Origin of the sequence: Escherichia fergusonii ATCC 35469 (assembly GCF_000026225.1) — a bacterium.
GTDB lineage: Bacteria > Pseudomonadota > Gammaproteobacteria > Enterobacterales > Enterobacteriaceae > Escherichia > Escherichia fergusonii.
Map to the genome: position 1 here is coordinate 2,395,311 of NC_011740.1, position 19,835 is coordinate 2,415,145.

Consider the following 19,835-nt stretch of genomic DNA (forward strand, 5'->3'; position numbering starts at 1 on the left):
TAAATCTTTTCAATTTGGTTTACAAGTCGATTATGACAACGGACGATCTTGCCTTTGACCAACGCCATATCTGGCACCCATACACATCCATGACCTCCCCGCTACCGGTTTATCCGGTGGCGAGCGCCGAAGGTTGCGAGCTGATTTTGTCTGACGGCAGACGCCTGATTGACGGTATGTCGTCCTGGTGGGCGGCAATCCACGGCTACAACCACCCGCAGCTCAATGCGGCAATGAAGTCGCAAATTGATGCCATGTCGCATGTGATGTTTGGCGGTATCACCCATGCGCCCGCCATCGAGCTGTGCCGCAAACTGGTGGCAATGACGCCGCAACCGCTGGAATGCGTTTTTCTCGCGGACTCCGGCTCCGTAGCGGTGGAAGTGGCGATGAAAATGGCGTTGCAGTACTGGCAAGCCAAAGGCGAAGCGCGCCAGCGTTTTCTGACCTTCCGCAATGGTTATCATGGCGATACCTTTGGCGCGATGTCGGTGTGCGATCCGGACAACTCAATGCACAGCCTGTGGAAAGGCTATCTGCCAGAAAACTTGTTTGCTCCGGCCCCGCAAAGCTGCATGGATGGCGAATGGGATGAACGCGATATGGTGGGCTTTGCGCGCCTGATGGCGGCACATCGTCATGAAATCGCGGCGGTGATCATTGAACCGATTGTCCAGGGTGCAGGCGGGATGCGCATGTACCATCCGGAGTGGTTAAAACGAATCCGCAAAATGTGCGATCGTGAAGGTATCTTGCTTATTGCCGACGAGATCGCCACCGGATTTGGTCGTACCGGCAAACTGTTTGCCTGCGAACATGCAGAAATTGCGCCGGACATTTTATGCCTCGGTAAAGCCTTAACCGGCGGTACGATGACCCTTTCCGCCACGCTCACTACGCGCGAAGTGGCTGAAACTATCAGCAACGGCGAAGCCGGATGCTTTATGCACGGGCCAACCTTTATGGGCAATCCGCTGGCCTGCGCGGCAGCAAACGCCAGCCTGGCCATTATCGAATCTGGCGACTGGCAGCAGCAGGTAGCGACTATTGAAGTACAACTGCGCGAGCAACTGGCTCCTGCCCGTGACGCCGAAATGGTTGCCGATGTGCGCGTACTGGGGGCAATCGGCGTGGTCGAAACCACTCGTCCGGTGAATATGGCAGCGCTGCAAAAATTCTTTGTCGAACAGGATGTCTGGATACGACCATTTGGCAAACTGATTTACCTGATGCCGCCCTATATTATTCTCCCGCAACAGTTGCAGCGTCTGACCGCAGCGGTTAATCGTGCGGTGCAGGATGAAACATTTTTTTGCCAATAACGGGAAGTCAGCGTGAGGGTTTCTGGCTACACTTTCTGCAAAAAAGAAAGGAGGGTTCATGAAACTCATCAGTAATGATCTGCGCGATGGCGATAAATTGCCGCATCGTCATGTCTTTAACGGCATGGGTTACGATGGCGATAATATTTCGCCGCATCTGGCATGGGATGATGTTCCTGCGGGAACCAAAAGTTTTGTCGTCACCTGCTACGACCCGGATGCGCCAACTGGCTCCGGCTGGTGGCACTGGGTAGTTGTTAACTTACCTGCGGATACCCGCGTATTACCGCAAGGGTTTGGCTCTGGTCTGGTAGCAATGCCAGACGGCGTTTTGCAGACGCGTACCGACTTTGGTAAAACCGGGTACGATGGTGCAGCGCCGCCGAAAGGCGAAACCCATCGCTACATTTTTACCGTTCACGCGCTGGATGTAGAACGTATTGATGTCGATGAAGGTGCCAGCGGCGCGATGGTCGGGTTTAACGTTCATTTCCACTCTCTGGCAAGCGCCTCGATTACTGCGATGTTTAGTTAATCACTCTGCCAGATGGCGCTATGCCATCTGGTATCACTTAAAGGTATTAAAAACAACTTTTTGTCTTTTTACCTTCCCGTTTCGCTCAAGTTAGTATAAAAAAGCAGGCTTCAACGGATTCATTTTTCTATTTCATAGCCCGGAGCAACCTGTGAACACATTTTCAGTTTCCCGTCTGGCGCTGGCATTGGCTTTTGGCGTGACGCTGACCGCCTGTAGCTCAACACCGCCCGATCAACGTCCTTCTGATCAAACCGCGCCTGGTACCTCTTCTCGCCCGATTCTGTCGGCAAAAGAAGCGCAGAATTTCGATGCTCAACACTATTTTGCGTCCCTGACGCCAGGTGCTGCAGCGTGGAATCCTTCCCCGATTACCCTGCCTGCGCAACCTGACTTTGTTGTCGGCCCGGCGGGTACTCCGGGTGTAACGCATACCACGATTCAGGCGGCGGTAGATGCGGCAATTATCAAGCGTACCAATAAGCGCCAGTATATTGCCGTGATGCCTGGTGAATATCAGGGAACGGTGTATGTCCCTGCCGCTCCGGGTGGAATTACTCTGTACGGTACAGGTGAAAAACCGATTGATGTGAAGATTGGGCTTTCCCTTGATGGGGGCATGAGCCCTGCCGACTGGCGTCACGACGTCAACCCGCGCGGCAAATATATGCCAGGTAAACCAGCGTGGTATATGTACGATAGCTGCCAGAGCAAGCGTAGCGACAGTATCGGTGTTCTGTGTTCTGCGGTCTTCTGGTCACAAAACAATGGCCTGCAACTGCAAAACCTGACCATCGAAAACACGCTGGGCGATAGCGTAGATGCGGGTAATCATCCGGCGGTGGCGCTGCGTACTGATGGCGACAAAGTGCAGATCAATAACGTCAATATTCTCGGTCGTCAGAACACCTTCTTTGTGACCAACAGCGGTGTACAGAACCGTCTGGAAACCAATCGTCAGCCACGTACGCTGGTGACGAATAGCTATATTGAAGGGGATGTGGATATCGTTTCTGGTCGCGGCGCAGTGGTGTTCGATAATACCGAATTCCGCGTGGTGAACTCCCGTACCCAGCAAGAAGCGTATGTGTTTGCACCGGCTACGCTGTCAAACATCTATTACGGTTTCCTCGCCGTAAACAGCCGTTTCAATGCTTCCGGTGATGGCGTGGCGCAACTGGGCCGCTCGCTGGATGTTGATGCCAATACCAACGGTCAGGTGGTGATCCGTGATAGCGCCATCAACGAAGGTTTTAACACGGCTAAACCGTGGGCCGATGCGGTGATTTCCAATCGTCCATTTGCGGGTAATACCGGCAGCGTTGATGATAACGAAGAAGTACAGCGTAATCTGAATGACACTAACTACAACCGCATGTGGGAATACAATAACCGCGGTTTAGGTAGCAAAGTGGTTGCGGAGCCGAAGTCATAGCCCTTAGCAAATAACTTGAGTTGCAGGACAAAACGTTTACGTTGGCCCTGAAAGGCCGGGTAATGCAACTTGAAGTATGACGAGTATAAGCGTTAAAAAAGGGTCGCTATATTGCATAGCGGCCCTTTTATCCAAAGAGCTCAATTAATGAGCGTTCACCACGACCCACATCGGTCCTTGCCCTACCGCATAGCGACCTTTCTCTGTGAGTAAGCCCTGCTCACCGTGTATTTCATAGACTGCGATATGATGGGATTTCTGCCCGGCAGCGATTAAATATTTACCACTGTGATCAACATTAAAACCACGCGGCTGAGTTTCAGTGGACTGATAGCCTTCTTTCGTCAACACGCTACCATCTTCAGAAACACTAAACACCGTAATCAGACTGGCGGTACGATCACAGGCATACAGATGACGGCCATCCGGGGTGATGTGAATGTCTGCTGCCCAGCGGGTATCGGAGAAATCAGCAGGCATCATGTCCAGTGTCTGAACACATTCGATATTACCGTGCGGATCTTTAAGCTCCCAGACATCTACCGAACTGTTTAACTCATTGACGCAATATGCGTATTGTTCGTTCGGATGAAATACCATGTGACGTGGGCCAGCGCCTTCAACAGTTGTTACTTCAGCCGGATCCTGGGCTGCAAGGTAACCATCATCGCTTACTGTAAACAGGCAAATGCGATCCTGTTTTAGTGCCGGCACCCAAAGAGTGCGATTATCCGGCGTGATATTCGCTGAGTGGCAACCATCCAGACCTTCCACAACATCGACGACTTCCACTGGCAGGCCATCCTCCAGACGAGTGACACTCACGCTGCCCGCATTGTATGAGCCAACAAACACAAAGCGTCCCTGGTGATCGGTGGAAATATGCGTCGGGCTGCCCGGTAAGGCGGATTCAGCGGCAAAAGTCAGTGCGCCATCATCGGGGGCGATTCGATAGGCCAGTACACGAAATTCAGGGCGCACGCCAACGTAGAGATAACGTTTATCCGGGCTTACGACCATCGGTTGCACCTGCCCCGGCACATCAACCACCTGAGTCAGCGTCAGAGTGCCATCATGATTCAGGTTCCAGACATGGATTTGCTGGCTCTCTGGGCTGGCGATATAAACGGTTTGTTTCATGAATGCTCCTTAACTTTTAGCATCTGGCTTGATTTGCGTAATACAGCTAAAACTAGTCGCTTTTGGCGTTCAATGCTGAATATACGCACAAAATTTTGTCTACTATCTGACTCGGTGTACCATTCGCGCAGACAAAACTCTTAACCTTAATCTGGAAAAATACCCCATGTCCGCTCGCGTGATTGCCCTTGATTTAGACGGAACGTTACTGACGCCGAAAAAGACATTACTCCCTTCTTCCCTTGAAGCGTTATCACGCGCCAGAGAAGCGGGATATCAACTTATCATTGTCACTGGTCGCCATCACGTCGCTATTCATCCTTTTTATCAGGCACTGGCATTAGATACACCTGCAATTTGCTGTAACGGAACCTATTTGTATGATTATCAAGCAAAAAAGGTGTTACAAGCCGATCCAATGCCTGTTGACCAGGCATTACAATTAATTGATTTGCTCAATCAGCATAATATTCCTGGCCTGATGTACGTCGATGATGCGATGGTGTATGAGCATCCTACCGGGCATGTTATTCGCACTTCTAACTGGGCTCAGACTCTGCCTGAACATCAGCGTCCTACTTTTACACAAGTGCCTTCACTGGCGCAGGCGGCACGTGATGTCAATGCCGTATGGAAGTTTGCATTAACCGATGAAGACCTGCCGAAATTACGCCAGTTCGCTAAGCAGGTGGAACAGCAGCTGGGCCTCGAATGCGAATGGTCATGGCATGACCAGGTGGATGTAGCACGCAAAGGTAATAGCAAAGGCAAACGCCTTACTCAATGGATCGAAGCGCAGGGCTGGTCGATGGAAAATGTTATTGCGTTTGGCGATAACTATAACGATATCAGCATGCTGGAAGCCGCAGGTACTGGTGTTGCTATGGGCAATGCAGATGATGCAGTGAAAGAACGTGCCAATATTGTGATTGGTGATAACACTACCGACAGCATTGCCCAGTTTATTTACAGCCGCCTGATTTGATCAGGCGGTTATCGACACACTCTTAATTTGTGCATACAACCACAGGCCAGGTTTGATCGCCAGTTCATCCCTGGCCCAGGGGCTAATTCGTGCCCACAACGTTTTCCCCCCCACCTCGAGTTGCACTTCCACCTGGCCATTATCGTCGTAACAGTGGGCGACTTTGGCCCGCAATATATTGCGAATACTCGAATGCTGTGGAGGTTGTAACACCAGTGAGACATCTGACGCCTGAATACGAATACGCAACGTCGATTGCAGTGGTGCATCCAGTTTATTTACCCACAGATGTTGATCCCCCAACGCCAGCGCAGTCATTGCGTAATGGGGATGATGTTCCAGCACGTAGACTTTAAGAATGGTGCTCTGCTGCTCTTTGGGTAGCCACGGATGCATAACGCTACTGCTCCAGACCTCCTCCAGAGGGCCAAACGCCTTCACCTGCCCGTTTTCCAGCACCATCACCCGGTCTGCCAGATGTTGGATTTCATCCAGAGAATGGCTGACATAAAGCATGGGGATATTGATTTCCCGGGTCAGACGTTGCAGATAAGGCAACAGTTCTCGTTTACGCGGAATATCCAGTGACGCCAACGGCTCATCCAGCAGCAACAATTCCGGTGCTGTCAGGAGCGCCCGACCTATCGCCACCCGTTGTTTTTCACCACCTGAAAGACTTCCTGGCAGGCGATCAAGCAATGCTTCTATCCCTAACAATGCCACCAGCTTATCAAACTGACTGACCATGTTTTTCGCCATACCATAACGCAAGTTACCACGCACTTTGTAATGCGGGAACAGTCGCGCATCCTGGAAAACATAGCCCACCCGGCGCTGTTCCGGCGTCAAACAAATGCCTTTTTCGCAATCATTTAACACCCGACCATTGAGGACAATACGCCCTTGTTGCGGACGCGTCAGGCCACTTATCGCATTAATTAATGAGGTTTTCCCTGCCCCGGAGACACCAAATATCGCCGTGATCCCGGTTGCTGGTAACGTTTCGTTTACGCTCAGGCAGTGATTTCCCAGCGTCTGGGAGAAATTCAATTCCAGCATGATTATCTCCCCGTCCGTGCGCGACTGACCCGGGCCAGCCATTCAGAAATAAGCAGGGAGATCATTGCCAGTGCAATGGAGAGAAGACAAAGCCTTGCGGCTCCTGTTTCACCACCAGGCGTCTGAATCAAGGTATACATTGCTGAAGGAATGGTGCGCGTTTCACCAGGAATATTGGAAACGAAGGTAATGGTCGCGCCAAATTCACCAAGCGAACGGGCAAAAGCCAACACCGTACCGACAATAATGCCAGGTAAGGTCAGCGGTAAGGTAATGGTGAAGAAGACGCGCCAACGTCCGGCCCCCAGTGTTCTGGCCGCCTGCTCCAGTTTGATATCCACACTTTCCAGGGCCAGACGAATTGCCCGCACCATCAGGGGAAAGGACATCACCGCAGCAGCAAGCACCGCACCTCGCCAGCTAAAAGCGAAAGTAATGCCAAACCAGTCATACAGACGTTCGCCGATAAATCCACGTCGGCCCATTGAAATCAACAGCAAATAGCCCACCACGACTGGCGGTAACACCAGTGGCAGATGTAAGACACTGTCTAACAGAGCTTTGCCTGGGAAGGTACAACGCACCAGCAACCAGGCAAAAAAGATCCCAAACGGCAGGCTGAAAAGCACGGCCAGGGATGAAACTTTCAGGCTGAGTAAAACGGCCTGCCATTCTGGATCGGTCAGAATCATTACTTAGTTGTAAATCCGTAACGTTTAAAGATTTCAGCCGCTTGCGGCCCTTTCAGATAGTCATAAAACGCGGCTACCGTTGGGTTGTTGTGCCCTTTCACAATAGCAACCGGGTACTCTACTTTTTTATGAGTATCTTCCGGGAAGGTAGCTACGACTTTCACGCCTTTGCTGGCAACCGCATCAGAACCATAAACAATGCCCAGTGGCGCTTCATTGCGCTCTACCAGTGCCAGCGCACCGCGAACATCTTCTGCCGGAGCAAGTTTGCCTGAAAGGGTATCCCATGCGCCCAGTTTTTGCAGCGCTTCTTTGGCATAAATTCCGGCAGGAACGTGCTCAGGATCACCAACAGCCAGTCGTCCGCCATGTAACAACGTTGTCCAGTTTGTTTCTTTGTTGATGGTAAAATCTTGTTGCTCACTGGATTTCGGCGCGACAACTACAAGGCTATTACCTAGCAGAGTTTCACGTGTGGCCGTATCGATGGCTTTTTTATCGACGGCATAATCCATCCATTTTTGATCAGCAGAAATAAATAGATCAGCAGGAGCTCCCGCTTCAATCTGACGAGCCAGTGTCGAGGAAGAGGCAAAAGAGGAAACAACATCCACGTGTTTCTCTTTTTGGTATTGCGTTGCAATATCCTGCATCGCGTTAGTCAGCGAAGCCGCTGCAAAAACGGTTATTTTAGCGTCATCCGCTAATGCATGACTTGCAACACTTAAAGACAGTGCAGCTCCGGCAAAAAGGTGTAACCATTTCTTCTGTGCCATGATAAATCCTTATCCGTTTCGTTATGTTCGTCAGAATATAACGGTAATCTCAGGATTTTCCTAGGGGGTTGTTAACCCTGGCAGGCACTGCGGTGAAATAAGGGAATAATGAAAACGCCCGACTGAGCGGGCGTTAAGGGAAAATCAATGATTTTGTCTGGACTGGTCTTTCTGACCGATGCCGGAGAAAATGTTAAACACTTCACCAAGACCGTAGATCAAACCCAGGATGATTGCCATCACAATAGGTACCATGATTACGGCGAAAACCAGACTTTTCAATAACTCTAACATGGTTAACTCCAGATGTAGTCCTTTGTTTATTCTAACCGTATAACGCAGAAAAGCACTCCCCTTTTGTGCGGTCGTCTTTGCGCGACAGTGGTTTTCCGTCACAATAGTCTTTTTATCAGGACATTGTTATGCAGGCCGAAATCCTTCTTACCCTGAAACTTCAGCAAAAATTGTTCGCCGATCCGCGCCGGATTTCGCTACTAAAACACATCGCACTTTCTGGTTCTATCAGCCAGGGAGCGAAAGATGCAGGAATCAGCTATAAAAGCGCCTGGGATGCCATCAACGAAATGAACAAACTGAGCGAGCATTCGTTGGTTGACCGCGCTACTGGCGGAAAAGGCGGTGGTGGTGCGGTACTGACTCGTTACGGTCAGCGACTGATTCAGCTTTATGATTTGTTGGCACAAATTCAACAAAAAGCATTCGATGTTTTAAGCGATGACGATGCTCTGCCACTCGATAGCCTGCTGGCGGCGATCTCCCGTTTTTCCCTGCAAACCAGCGCCCGTAATCAGTGGTTTGGCACCATAACTGCCCGCGATCACCATCAAGTACAGGAACATGTCGATGTATTACTGGCTGATGGAAAAACGCGATTAAAAGTCGCTATCACCGCTCGTAGTAGTGAGCGCCTTGGTCTGGAAGAAGGTAAAGAAGTTCTGATTCTGCTTAAAGCACCGTGGGTCGGTATTACTCAGGAGACGAGTGTTGCCATGGCTGCTGACAACCAGTTGCCGGGTATTATTAGTTATATAGAACGAGGCGAGGAGCAGTGCGAAGTGTTGATGACGTTACCAGATGGACAAACACTTTGTGCCACCGTACCGACAGAAAAATCGGCAAACCTACAAGAAGGTAGTTCTGTGACTGCATATTTTAATGCCGACCGGGTGATTATCGCGACCTTGTGCTAAGCACATTGACAATCTTTGCTGGAACACGTATCCCTGTCAGTAATCGCTGCAAAAAATGGGATATAAAATGTCATCGTTGCAAATTTTGCAAGGCACGTTTCGTCTTGGCGACACAAAAACGCTGCAATTGCCTCAGCTAACGTTAAACGCGGGTGATAGTTGGGCGTTTGTCGGTTCTAATGGCAGCGGGAAATCGGCGCTGGCCCGCGCGCTGGCGGGGGAACTTCCGCTTTTGAAAGGTGAACGGCAAAGTCAGTTTTCCCATATTACTCGTCTCTCCTTCGAGCAATTGCAAAAGCTCGTCAGCGACGAATGGCTGCGGAATAACACCGATATGCTCGCCCCTGGCGAAGATGACACCGGACGGACTACGGCTGAAATCATTCAGGATGAAGTAAAGGATGCACCGCGTTGCATACAACTGGCGCAGCAGTTCGGTATTACCGCCCTCCTCGACCGACGCTTTAAATACCTTTCCACTGGCGAGACGCGAAAAACCCTGCTGTGTCAGGCGCTGATGTCGGAGCCAGACTTGTTGATTCTTGATGAGCCGTTCGATGGCCTGGATGTTGCCTCACGTCAGCAGCTGGCTGAGCGACTCGCCTCGTTACATCAGTCCGGTATTACTCTGGTACTGGTGCTCAATCGCTTCGATGAGATCCCGGAATTTGTCCAGTTTGCTGGCGTGCTGGCGGATTGCACGTTAGCGGAAACTGGCGCTAAAGAGGAACTGCTCCAACAAGCACTCGTCGCGCAACTGGCACATAGCGAACAGCTTGAAGGTGTGCAACTGCCGGAGCCAGATGAACCTTCAGCACGTCACGCCTTACCCGCCAACGAACCGCGCATTGTGCTGAAAAATGGCGTGGTTTCTTATAACGATCGCCCCATTCTTAATAACCTTAGCTGGCAGGTGAATCCAGGCGAACACTGGCAAATTGTCGGGCCAAATGGCGCGGGAAAATCGACGCTATTAAGCCTGATTACTGGCGATCATCCGCAAGGTTACAGCAACGATTTAACGCTTTTTGGACGACGTCGCGGCAGCGGCGAAACCATCTGGGATATCAAAAAGCATATCGGTTACGTCAGCAGTAGTTTGCATCTGGATTACCGGGTCAGCACTACCGTGCGTAATGTGATCCTTTCTGGCTATTTTGATTCGATTGGCATTTATCAGGCTGTTTCAGATCGCCAGCAAAAACTGGTGCAGCAGTGGCTGGATATTCTCGGCATTGATAAACGCACGGCTGACGCGCCTTACCATAGTCTTTCCTGGGGACAGCAACGTCTGGCGCTGATCGTTCGCGCACTGGTGAAGCATCCGACTTTGCTTATTCTTGATGAACCTTTACAGGGACTTGATCCACTCAATCGCCAGCTTATCCGCCGTTTTGTTGATGTGCTGATTAGCGAAGGTGAAACGCAATTATTGTTTGTTTCACACCACGCCGAAGATGCGCCCGCCTGTATTTCCCATCGTCTTGAGTTCGTGCCGGACGGTGACCTCTATCGTTATGCGCTGACAAAAATAAACTGAGTCGGTAATGCTGACTGTACCGGAGGCGGCCTTAGCGCCCTCTCCGGCCTAAAGTTCGACACATCCAGGAATGAAACCGCGACTTTTTTCAGATAAAAAGCGCAATCATTCATAAACCCTCTGTTTTATAATCACTTAATCGCGCATAAAAAACGGCTAAACTCTTGTGTAAACGATTCCACTAATTTATTCCATGTCACACTTTTCGCATCTTTGTTATGCTATGGTTATTTCATACCATAAGCCTAATGGAGCGAATTATGAGAGTTCTGGTTACCGGTGGTAGCGGTTACATTGGAAGTCATACCTGTGTGCAATTACTGCAAAACGGTCATGATGTCATCATTCTTGATAACCTCTGTAACAGTAAGCGCAGCGTACTGCCTGTTATCGAGCGTTTAGGCGGCAAACATCCAACGTTTGTTGAAGGCGATATCCGTAACGAAGCGTTGATGACCGAAATCCTGCACGATCACGCTATCGACACCGTGATCCACTTCGCCGGGCTGAAAGCCGTTGGCGAATCGGTACAAAAACCGCTGGAATATTACGACAACAATGTCAACGGCACCCTGCGCCTGATTAGCGCCATGCGCGCCGCTAACGTCAAAAACTTTATCTTCAGCTCCTCCGCCACCGTTTATGGCGATCAGCCCAAAATTCCATACGTTGAAAGCTTCCCGACCGGCACGCCACAAAGTCCTTACGGCAAAAGCAAGCTGATGGTGGAACAGATCCTCACCGATCTGCAAAAAGCCCAGCCGGACTGGAGCATTGCCCTGCTGCGCTATTTCAACCCGGTTGGCGCGCATCCGTCGGGTGATATGGGCGAAGATCCGCAAGGTATTCCGAATAACCTGATGCCATACATCGCCCAGGTTGCTGTAGGCCGTCGCGACTCGCTGGCGATTTTTGGTAACGATTATCCGACCGAAGATGGTACTGGCGTGCGTGATTACATCCACGTAATGGATCTGGCGGACGGACACGTCGTGGCGATGGAAAAACTGGCGAACAAGCCAGGCGTACACATCTACAACCTCGGCGCTGGCGTAGGCAGCAGCGTGCTGGACGTGGTGAATGCCTTCAGTAAAGCCTGCGGCAAACCGGTTAATTATCATTTTGCACCGCGTCGCGAGGGCGACCTTCCGGCCTACTGGGCTGACGCCAGCAAAGCCGACCGTGAACTGAACTGGCGCGTAACGCGCACACTCGATGAAATGGCGCAGGACACCTGGCACTGGCAGTCACGCCATCCACAGGGATATCCCGATTAAGGAACGACCATGACGCAATTTAACCCCGTTGATCATCCACATCGCCGCTATAACCCGCTCACCGGGCAATGGATTCTGGTGTCACCGCACCGCGCTAAGCGCCCCTGGCAGGGGGCGCAGGAAACGCCAGCCAAACAGGTGTTACCTGCGCACGATCCAGATTGCTTCCTCTGCGCAGGTAATGTGCGGGTGACAGGCGATAAAAACCCCGATTACACCGGGACTTACGTTTTCACTAATGACTTTGCGGCCTTGATGTCTGACACGCCAGATGCGCCAGAAAGCAACGATCCTTTGATGCGTTGTCAGAGCGCGCGCGGTACCAGCCGGGTGATCTGCTTTTCACCGGATCACAGTAAAACGCTGCCAGAACTGAGCGTTGCGGCATTGACGGAAATCGTCAAAACCTGGCAGGAGCAAACCGCAGAACTGGGGAAAACATACCCGTGGGTGCAGGTCTTTGAAAACAAAGGCGCGGCGATGGGCTGCTCTAACCCGCATCCGCACGGACAGATTTGGGCAAATAGCTTCCTGCCTAACGAAGCTGAGCGCGAAGACCGCCTGCAAAAAGAATATTTCGCCGGGCAGAAATCACCAATGCTGGTGGATTATGTTCAGCGCGAGCTGGCAGACGGTAGCCGTACCGTTGTCGAAACCGAACACTGGTTAGCCGTTGTGCCTTACTGGGCTGCCTGGCCGTTCGAAACGCTACTGCTGCCCAAAGCCCACGTTTTGCGGATCACCGATTTGACCGACGCCCAGCGCAGCGATTTGGCTCTGGCGTTGAAAAAGCTGACCAGCCGTTATGACAACCTCTTCCAGTGCTCCTTCCCCTATTCTATGGGCTGGCACGGCGCGCCATTTACTGGCGAAGAGAATCAACACTGGCAGCTGCACGCGCACTTTTATCCACCTCTGTTGCGCTCCGCCACCGTACGTAAATTTATGGTTGGTTATGAAATGCTGGCAGAAACCCAGCGTGACCTGACGGCTGAACAGGCAGCAGAGCGTTTGCGCGCAGTCAGCGATATCCATTTTCGCGAATCCGGAGTGTAAGTAATGAGTCTGAAAGAAAAAACACAATCTCTGTTTGCCAATGCATTTGGCTACCCTGCCACTCATACCATTCAGGCGCCTGGCCGCGTGAATCTTATTGGCGAACACACCGACTACAACGACGGTTTCGTTCTGCCCTGCGCAATTGATTATCAAACCGTCATTAGCTGTGCGCCACGTGATGACCGTAACGTTCGCGTGATGGCAGCCGATTATGAAAATCAGCTTGACGAGTTTTCCCTCGATGCGCCCATTGTCGCGCATGAAAACTATCAATGGGCTAACTACGTTCGTGGCGTGGTGAAACATCTGCAACTGCGTAACAACAGCTTCGGCGGCGTGGACATGGTGATCAGCGGCAATGTGCCGCAGGGTGCCGGGTTAAGTTCTTCCGCTTCACTGGAAGTCGCGGTCGGAACCGTATTGCAGCAGCTTTATCATCTGCCGCTGGACGGCGCACAAATCGCGCTTAACGGTCAGGAAGCAGAAAACCAGTTTGTAGGCTGTAACTGCGGGATCATGGATCAGCTAATTTCCGCGCTCGGCAAGAAAAATCATGCCTTGCTGATCGATTGCCGCTCACTGGGGACCAAAGCAGTTTCCATGCCGAAAGGTGTGGCTGTCGTCATCATCAACAGTAACTTCAAACGTACCCTGGTTGGCAGCGAATACAACACCCGTCGTGAACAGTGCGAAACCGGCGCGCGTTTCTTCCAGCAGCCAGCCCTGCGCGATGTCACTATTGAGGAGTTCAACGCTGTTGCACATGAACTGGACCCGATCGTGGCGAAACGCGTGCGTCATATCCTGACTGAAAACGCCCGTACCGTTGAAGCTGCCAGCGCACTGGAGCAAGGCGACCTGAAACGTATGGGCGAGTTGATGGCGGAGTCTCATGCTTCTATGCGCGATGATTTCGAAATCACCGTGCCGCAAATTGACACTCTGGTAGAAATCGTCAAAGCTGTGATTGGCGACAAAGGTGGCGTACGCATGACCGGCGGCGGATTTGGCGGCTGTATCGTCGCACTGATCCCGGAAGAGCTGGTGCCTGCCGTACAGCAGGCTGTCGCTGAACAATATGAAGCAAAAACAGGTATTAAAGAGACTTTTTACGTTTGTAAACCATCACAAGGAGCAGGACAGTGCTGAACGAAACTCCCGCACTGGCACCCGATGGTCAGCCGTACCGACTGTTAACTTTGCGTAACAACGCAGGGATGGTAGTCACGCTGATGGACTGGGGTGCGACTTTACTTTCCGCCCGTATTCCGCTTTCCGATGGCAGCGTCCGCGAGGCGCTGCTCGGCTGCGCCAGCCCGGAATGCTATCAGGATCAGGCCGCGTTTCTGGGGGCCTCTATTGGTCGTTATGCAAACCGTATCGCCAATAGTCGTTATACCTTTGACGATGAAACCGTAACACTTTCGCCAAGTCAGGGCGTTAACCAGCTGCACGGCGGCCCGGAAGGGTTCGACAAACGTCGCTGGCAGATTGTGAATCAGAACGATCGTCAGGTGCTATTTGCCCTGAGTTCAGAAGATGGCGATCAGGGCTTTCCGGGTAATCTCGGCGCGACAGTGCAGTATCGTCTGACCGACGATAACCGTATCTCCATTACTTATCGCGCCACGGTTGATAAACCTTGCCCGGTGAATATGACTAACCACGTCTATTTCAACCTCGACGGCGAGCAGTCTGACGTACGCAATCACAAGCTGCAGATTCTGGCAGACGAATATCTGCCGGTTGATGAAGGCGGCATTCCGCACGACGGCCTGAAATCTGTCGCCGGAACGTCTTTTGATTTCCGCAGCGCCAAAATCATCGCCAGTGAATTTCTTGCCGACGATGATCAGCGCAAAGTGAAAGGTTACGATCACGCGTACTTGTTACAGGCTAAAGGTGATGGCAAGAAAGTGGCGGCGCATGTCTGGTCAGCAGATGAAAAATTGCAACTGAAGGTCTACACCACCGCTCCGGCTCTGCAATTTTACTCCGGCAACTTCCTTGGTGGCACGCCGTCACGGGGAACTGAACCTTACGCCGACTGGCAGGGCCTGGCGCTGGAAAGCGAGTTTCTGCCGGACAGCCCAAACCACCCTGAATGGCCGCAACCGGACTGCTTCCTGCGTCCTGGCGAAGAGTATTCCAGCATGACTGAATATCAGTTTATTGCTGAATAACTTTAAGCCCTCGTAATGAGGGCTTTATCCTTATATTGCTCAAATCACCAGCAAACACCGACATATTTGCAACTCAATATTCACAACAACCTTACACTGCGACACTATTTTCGCTATGGTTATGCGTAAGCATTGCCGTTGCTTCGTCACGGCAATATAATGAGAATTATTATCATTAAAAGATGGTTTGAGGAGTAAGTATATGGCTGTAACTAAGCTGGTTCTGGTTCGTCATGGCGAAAGTCAGTGGAACAAAGAAAACCGTTTCACCGGTTGGTACGACGTGGATCTGTCTGAGAAAGGCGTAAGCGAAGCAAAAGCAGCTGGTAAGCTGCTGAAAGAGGAAGGTTACAGCTTTGACTTTGCTTACACCTCTGTGCTGAAACGCGCTATCCATACCCTGTGGAATGTGCTGGACGAACTGGATCAGGCATGGCTGCCCGTTGAGAAATCCTGGAAACTGAACGAACGTCACTACGGTGCGTTGCAGGGTCTGAACAAAGCGGAAACCGCTGAAAAATATGGTGACGAGCAGGTGAAACAGTGGCGTCGTGGTTTTGCGGTAACTCCGCCGGAACTGACTAAAGATGATGAGCGTTATCCGGGCCACGATCCACGTTACGCAAAGCTGAGCGAGAAAGAGCTGCCGCTGACGGAAAGCCTGGCGCTGACCATTGACCGCGTGATCCCTTACTGGAATGAAACTATTCTGCCGCGAATGAAGAGCGGTGAGCGCGTAATCATCGCCGCACACGGTAACTCGTTACGTGCGCTGGTGAAATATCTCGATAATATGAGCGAAGAAGAGATTCTTGAGCTGAATATCCCGACTGGCGTGCCACTGGTTTATGAATTCGACGAGAATTTCAAACCGCTGAAACGCTATTATCTGGGTAATGCTGACGAGATCGCGGCGAAAGCAGCGGCCGTTGCTAACCAGGGTAAAGCGAAGTAAACGTCATTCGCTTAAAAATGAGAAAGCCGACTGCAATTGAGTCGGCTTTTTTATCGCTTACAATGGAGCACATTGCCTGATGCGACGCTGCGCGCCTTATCAGGGTTACAAACGTACAGTCATGGCGATTCGACTATAAATTACCCGCGACGCGCTTTTACTGCATTCGCCAGTTGACGTAACAGAGCATCGGTATCCTCCCAGCCAATGCAGGCATCGGTGATGCTCTTGCCATAGGCCAGCGGTTCCCCGCTCTCCAGGCTCTGATTGCCTTCCACCAGATGGCTTTCCACCATCACACCAATAATGGCTTTTTCGCCACTGGCAATCTGCTGGCAAACGTCAGCACAAACATCCATCTGCTTTTTGAACTGTTTGGACGAGTTGGCATGGCTGAAATCGATCATCACCTGCGCTGGCAGGCCTGCTTTGTTCAGCCCTTCTTTCACTTCTGCGACATGTTTCGCACTGTAATTAGGCTCTTTACCGCCGCGCAGAATGATATGGCAATCGCCGTTACCGCTGGTGTTCACGATCGCCGAATGCCCCCATTTAGTCACTGACAGGAAGCAGTGCGGCGCACCGGCGGCATTTATGGCATCGATAGCCACTTTAATCGTACCGTCGGTGCCATTTTTAAAACCTACCGGACAAGAAAGACCAGACGCCAGCTCACGGTGCACCTGCGATTCCGTTGTACGTGCGCCAATTGCTCCCCAGCTCATCAGGTCCGCGAGATATTGCGGGGTGATCATATCCAGGAATTCACCCGCTGCTGGCAGACCGCTATCGTTAATATCGAGCAGCAATTTACGGGCAATACGCAAGCCGTCGTTGATCTGGAAGCTGTTATCCATATGCGGATCGTTAATCAGCCCTTTCCAGCCCACTGTGGTACGCGGCTTTTCAAAGTAGACGCGCATTACGATTTCCAGCTCATCTTTTAGCTCTTCACGCAGCGCCAGCAAGCGAGTGGCATACTCTTTAGCCGCGACGGGATCATGAATAGAACACGGACCAATCACCACCAACAGGCGATCATCATTACCTTTCAGGATCTTATGGATCGCTTTTCGGGCATGGGCAACCGTATTCGCGGCATTTTCAGTAGCAGGGAATTTTTCCAGCAATGCGACAGGAGGAAGTAACTCTTTGATTTCTTTGATGCGTAAATCGTCGTTCTGATAATTCATGTCTGTTCCAGTGTTGCCATACTTATCTTAGTGAATGCAATACTTCCAATCTATATCTTCCGTCAGAATGTGTAAACGGGGTTTTACACTATGAACGGATTAATCCTGGAATTAGCAAGAAAAACGCCAGATTGTCGCGAAAAACGAGATCTCTCCTACAATTTCTAACTGTAACTCCTTTGTTTGTTAATTATTTCAAGATTCTCTGCTGCGTTTTATAACCTGGCTGAAATCTTAAACCATTGCCTTATATTCACCTGCAAATGCACTGTTGGAAGAGGTTATCCGACATAACGACCATAACAGGAGCATCCTATGAAAATGACAAAACTGGCCACACTATTTCTGACTGCCACTCTAAGCCTTGCCAGCGGAGCCGCACTGGCTGCCGATAGCGGAGCGCAAACCAATAACGGTCAGGCAAACGCCGCGGCAGATGCGGGCCAGGTTGCCCCGGACGCTCGTGAAAATGTCGCGCCAAATAACGTCGACAATAACGGGGTAAATACCGGTTCTGGTGGCACAATGCTGCATCCGGATGGTTCTTCAATGAACAATGACGGCATGACCAAAGATGAAGAGCACAAAAACACCATGTGCAAAGATGGTCGCTGCCCGGATATTAATAAAAAAGTCCAAACCGGTGATGGCATCAACAATGATGTTGATACCAAAACCGACGGTACCACCCAGTAACGTTACAAAGTAGCCAATATTGGGAGAGCGGAGTCTCTCCTTTTTTATTTTTCTCTTCTAAAAGCAGTATGATGTCATAAAGTTAAGTGAGAATAATTAAGGGATGACTCGTCATGGCACACTCACACAGTTCCTCACACCTGCCAGAAGATAATAATGCTCGTCGCTTGTTATATGCTTTCGGCGTGACTGCCGGGTTTATGCTGGTAGAAGTCATTGGTGGTTTTCTTTCCGGTTCTCTGGCATTGCTGGCCGATGCGGGTCATATGTTGACCGATACTGCCGCCCTGCTTTTCGCCCTACTCGCCGTGCAATTTTCACGTCGCCCTCCCACCATTCGCCACACTTTCGGTTGGCTAAGATTGACCACGCTCGCGGCGTTTGTGAATGCTATTGCTCTGGTGGTGATTACCATTTTGATTGTCTGGGAGGCGATAGAACGCTTCCGCACGCCGCGTCCGGTCGAGGGTGGCATGATGATGGCTATTGCCGTGGCTGGGCTGCTGGCAAATATACTTTCTTTCTGGTTACTTCATCACGGCAGCGAAGAGAAAAACCTCAACGTGCGTGCAGCGGCACTGCATGTGCTCGGAGACCTGCTGGGTTCGGTTGGGGCTATTATTGCCGCGTTGATTATTATCTGGACCGGCTGGACACCTGCTGACCCCATTCTCTCAATACTGGTATCGCTTCTGGTTCTGCGTAGCGCCTGGCGGCTATTGAAAGACAGCGTGAATGAATTACTTGAAGGTGCGCCAGTTTCGCTGGATATCGCTGAAATGAAACGTCGTATGTGCCGGGAAATTCCGGAAGTCCGTAATGTACACCATGTGCATGTTTGGATGGTGGGTGAAAAGCCAGTGATGACACTACATGTACAGGTGATCCCGCCACACGATCACGACGCGTTGTTGGATCAGATCCAACATTATCTGATGGATCACTATCAGATTGCACACGCCACCATCCAGATGGAATATCAACCTTGTCATGGGCCAGACTGCCACCTGAACGAAGGCGTGTCTGGCCATTCACATCATCATCATTAATGGGACAGCGCGCGTGAACCTCTTTCGCGTGCGCTGTTGATCCACATCCGGCTGCCGTTAAGGGCAATAAACGTCAGGATAATGTACTCCAGCGACATGGCATAAACGCCCTGAAGTGCAAAAATAACGACGCTAATCACGTTAATAATCACCCACAATAGCCAGTTTTCCACATACTTACGCGTCATCAGTATCATTGCCACGATAGATAACACCATCATGCAGGAATCCCAGAACGGGAAGGCATCCGGTTGCAGTTCAGGCATTGCAACCTGTAATCCTAACGCTTGCATGATCATAACTGCCAGGCGGGTCAGAAATGCAAACACTGGGTTGATAAATACCGTCATCAGGCCAATCGAAATAACGCAAACTGCCAACCAGGTTAACGCCTTCGGTAGTGGCAGCCAGCGAATTTTTAACTCAGCCTCGTTCTGACTGGTTTGTCGCGACCACGCATACCAGCCGTAAATATTCGCGGCAAAGAAAAACACCTGTAGTAGCAGGCTGGCGTACAGCTGAATCTGAAAGAAAATAATGCCAAACAGGGTAACGTTGATCAGGCCAAAGAAGTAGTTGCTGATCTTCTCCAGACTGGCGAGGCCAATACACAGCAACCCGGCGATCGTGCCTACCGCTTCGATCCATGAGAGATCATAACCGCCAGCACCTATTGGTATATGTACCAGGATATTCTGCACACTAAAAAAATCCATCTTTCCCCCAAA

20 protein-coding genes are annotated in these 19,835 nt (G+C 51.0%); 13 read left to right on the top strand and 7 right to left on the bottom strand.

From position 1 onward, the window contains the following. The first annotated feature begins 32 nt into the window (after positions 1 to 32). The 3 genes from bioA (at position 33) to EFER_RS11760 (ending at position 3,292) form a co-directional block, all read left to right on the top strand. Positions 33 to 1,322, top strand: coding sequence for an adenosylmethionine--8-amino-7-oxononanoate transaminase (bioA, locus tag EFER_RS11750; protein WP_015953570.1), 1,290 nt, complete (start codon positions 33 to 35; stop codon positions 1,320 to 1,322). Between the two features lie 58 nt (positions 1,323 to 1,380). Beyond that, a complete protein-coding gene (locus tag EFER_RS11755; protein WP_000767391.1) occupies positions 1,381 to 1,857 on the top strand; it encodes a kinase inhibitor in 477 nt (158 codons plus the stop codon). Positions 1,858 to 2,008: 151 nt separating this feature from the next. Next, positions 2,009 to 3,292 carry a putative acyl-CoA thioester hydrolase gene (locus EFER_RS11760; RefSeq protein WP_001091546.1) on the top strand — a complete coding sequence of 428 codons (1,284 nt, stop codon included), beginning with the start codon at positions 2,009 to 2,011 and terminating at the stop codon, positions 3,290 to 3,292. Between the two features lie 144 nt (positions 3,293 to 3,436). On the opposite strand, the gene pgl is transcribed toward EFER_RS11760, so the two are convergent. Further along, on the bottom strand, positions 3,437 to 4,432 hold the full coding sequence (gene pgl / locus EFER_RS11765) for a 6-phosphogluconolactonase (RefSeq protein ID WP_000815406.1): 996 nt from the start codon (positions 4,430 to 4,432) through the stop codon (positions 3,437 to 3,439). A 166-nt stretch (positions 4,433 to 4,598) separates the two neighbouring features. Here pgl and EFER_RS11770 point away from each other — a divergent pair, with 166 nt between their 5' ends. Further along, a complete protein-coding gene (locus tag EFER_RS11770; protein ID WP_001276280.1) occupies positions 4,599 to 5,417 on the top strand; it encodes a pyridoxal phosphatase in 819 nt (272 codons plus the stop codon). Here EFER_RS11770 and modC read toward each other — a convergent pair whose 3' ends face one another. The 4 genes from modC to EFER_RS11790 form a co-directional block, all read right to left on the bottom strand. Then, a complete protein-coding gene (modC, locus tag EFER_RS11775) occupies positions 5,418 to 6,476 on the bottom strand; it encodes a molybdenum ABC transporter ATP-binding protein ModC (RefSeq protein WP_000891656.1) in 1,059 nt (352 codons plus the stop codon). 2 nt (positions 6,477 to 6,478) lie between these two features. Beyond that, entirely contained in the window at positions 6,479 to 7,168 is a 690-nt protein-coding gene (modB, locus tag EFER_RS11780) for a molybdate ABC transporter permease subunit (RefSeq protein ID WP_000604030.1), read from the bottom strand. Then, on the bottom strand, positions 7,168 to 7,944 hold the full coding sequence (gene modA / locus EFER_RS11785; RefSeq protein WP_000057526.1) for a molybdate ABC transporter substrate-binding protein: 777 nt from the start codon (positions 7,942 to 7,944) through the stop codon (positions 7,168 to 7,170). The genes modB and modA overlap by 1 nt, the downstream gene beginning before the upstream one ends. Before the next feature lie 144 nt (positions 7,945 to 8,088). After that, a complete protein-coding gene (locus EFER_RS11790; RefSeq protein WP_000891511.1) occupies positions 8,089 to 8,238 on the bottom strand; it encodes an AcrZ family multidrug efflux pump-associated protein in 150 nt (49 codons plus the stop codon). A gap of 128 nt (positions 8,239 to 8,366) precedes the next feature. On the opposite strand from EFER_RS11790, the gene modE reads away from it, so the two are divergent. The 7 genes from modE (at position 8,367) to gpmA (ending at position 16,169) form a co-directional block, all read left to right on the top strand. Next, on the top strand, positions 8,367 to 9,155 hold the full coding sequence (gene modE / locus EFER_RS11795) for a molybdenum-dependent transcriptional regulator (protein WP_001147427.1): 789 nt from the start codon (positions 8,367 to 8,369) through the stop codon (positions 9,153 to 9,155). Positions 9,156 to 9,222: 67 nt separating this feature from the next. Beyond that, positions 9,223 to 10,695: a molybdate ABC transporter ATP-binding protein ModF gene (gene modF, locus EFER_RS11800; protein ID WP_000096831.1), complete on the top strand. Its 1,473-nt coding sequence runs from the start codon at positions 9,223 to 9,225 to the stop codon at positions 10,693 to 10,695. A 260-nt stretch (positions 10,696 to 10,955) separates the two neighbouring features. Next, positions 10,956 to 11,972: a UDP-glucose 4-epimerase GalE gene (galE, locus tag EFER_RS11805; protein WP_001265443.1), complete on the top strand. Its 1,017-nt coding sequence runs from the start codon at positions 10,956 to 10,958 to the stop codon at positions 11,970 to 11,972. Between the two features lie 9 nt (positions 11,973 to 11,981). Beyond that, positions 11,982 to 13,028, top strand: coding sequence for a galactose-1-phosphate uridylyltransferase (gene galT / locus EFER_RS11810; RefSeq protein WP_000191513.1), 1,047 nt, complete (start codon positions 11,982 to 11,984; stop codon positions 13,026 to 13,028). Positions 13,029 to 13,031: 3 nt separating this feature from the next. Beyond that, on the top strand, positions 13,032 to 14,180 hold the full coding sequence (galK, locus tag EFER_RS11815; RefSeq protein WP_000053450.1) for a galactokinase: 1,149 nt from the start codon (positions 13,032 to 13,034) through the stop codon (positions 14,178 to 14,180). Then, positions 14,174 to 15,214 carry a galactose-1-epimerase gene (gene galM / locus EFER_RS11820; protein ID WP_000931382.1) on the top strand — a complete coding sequence of 347 codons (1,041 nt, stop codon included), beginning with the start codon at positions 14,174 to 14,176 and terminating at the stop codon, positions 15,212 to 15,214. Before galK ends, galM begins: the two co-directional genes overlap by 7 nt. A 202-nt stretch (positions 15,215 to 15,416) precedes the next feature. Next, positions 15,417 to 16,169 (top strand): 2,3-diphosphoglycerate-dependent phosphoglycerate mutase, encoded by a 753-nt coding sequence (gpmA, locus tag EFER_RS11825; RefSeq protein ID WP_001295305.1) that lies wholly within the window; start codon positions 15,417 to 15,419, stop codon positions 16,167 to 16,169. A gap of 140 nt (positions 16,170 to 16,309) precedes the next feature. Here the strand turns inward: gpmA and aroG are convergent, their stop codons facing one another. Next, positions 16,310 to 17,362 carry a 3-deoxy-7-phosphoheptulonate synthase AroG gene (gene aroG / locus EFER_RS11830; protein WP_001109201.1) on the bottom strand — a complete coding sequence of 351 codons (1,053 nt, stop codon included), beginning with the start codon at positions 17,360 to 17,362 and terminating at the stop codon, positions 16,310 to 16,312. A 315-nt stretch (positions 17,363 to 17,677) separates the two neighbouring features. Here aroG and EFER_RS11840 point away from each other — a divergent pair, with 315 nt between their 5' ends. Continuing rightward, the gene (locus tag EFER_RS11840; protein WP_000784348.1) at positions 17,678 to 18,058 is read left to right on the top strand and encodes a YbgS-like family protein; all 381 of its coding nucleotides are present in this window, start codon (positions 17,678 to 17,680) and stop codon (positions 18,056 to 18,058) included. 113 nt (positions 18,059 to 18,171) lie between these two features. Continuing rightward, the gene (gene zitB, locus EFER_RS11845) at positions 18,172 to 19,107 is read left to right on the top strand and encodes a CDF family zinc transporter ZitB (protein WP_000951307.1); all 936 of its coding nucleotides are present in this window, start codon (positions 18,172 to 18,174) and stop codon (positions 19,105 to 19,107) included. Here the strand turns inward: zitB and pnuC are convergent. Further along, a complete protein-coding gene (gene pnuC, locus EFER_RS11850; RefSeq protein ID WP_000345422.1) occupies positions 19,104 to 19,823 on the bottom strand; it encodes a nicotinamide riboside transporter PnuC in 720 nt (239 codons plus the stop codon). The two genes, zitB and pnuC, sit on opposite strands and share 4 nt — an antisense overlap. Positions 19,824 to 19,835: the final 12 nt, after the last annotated feature.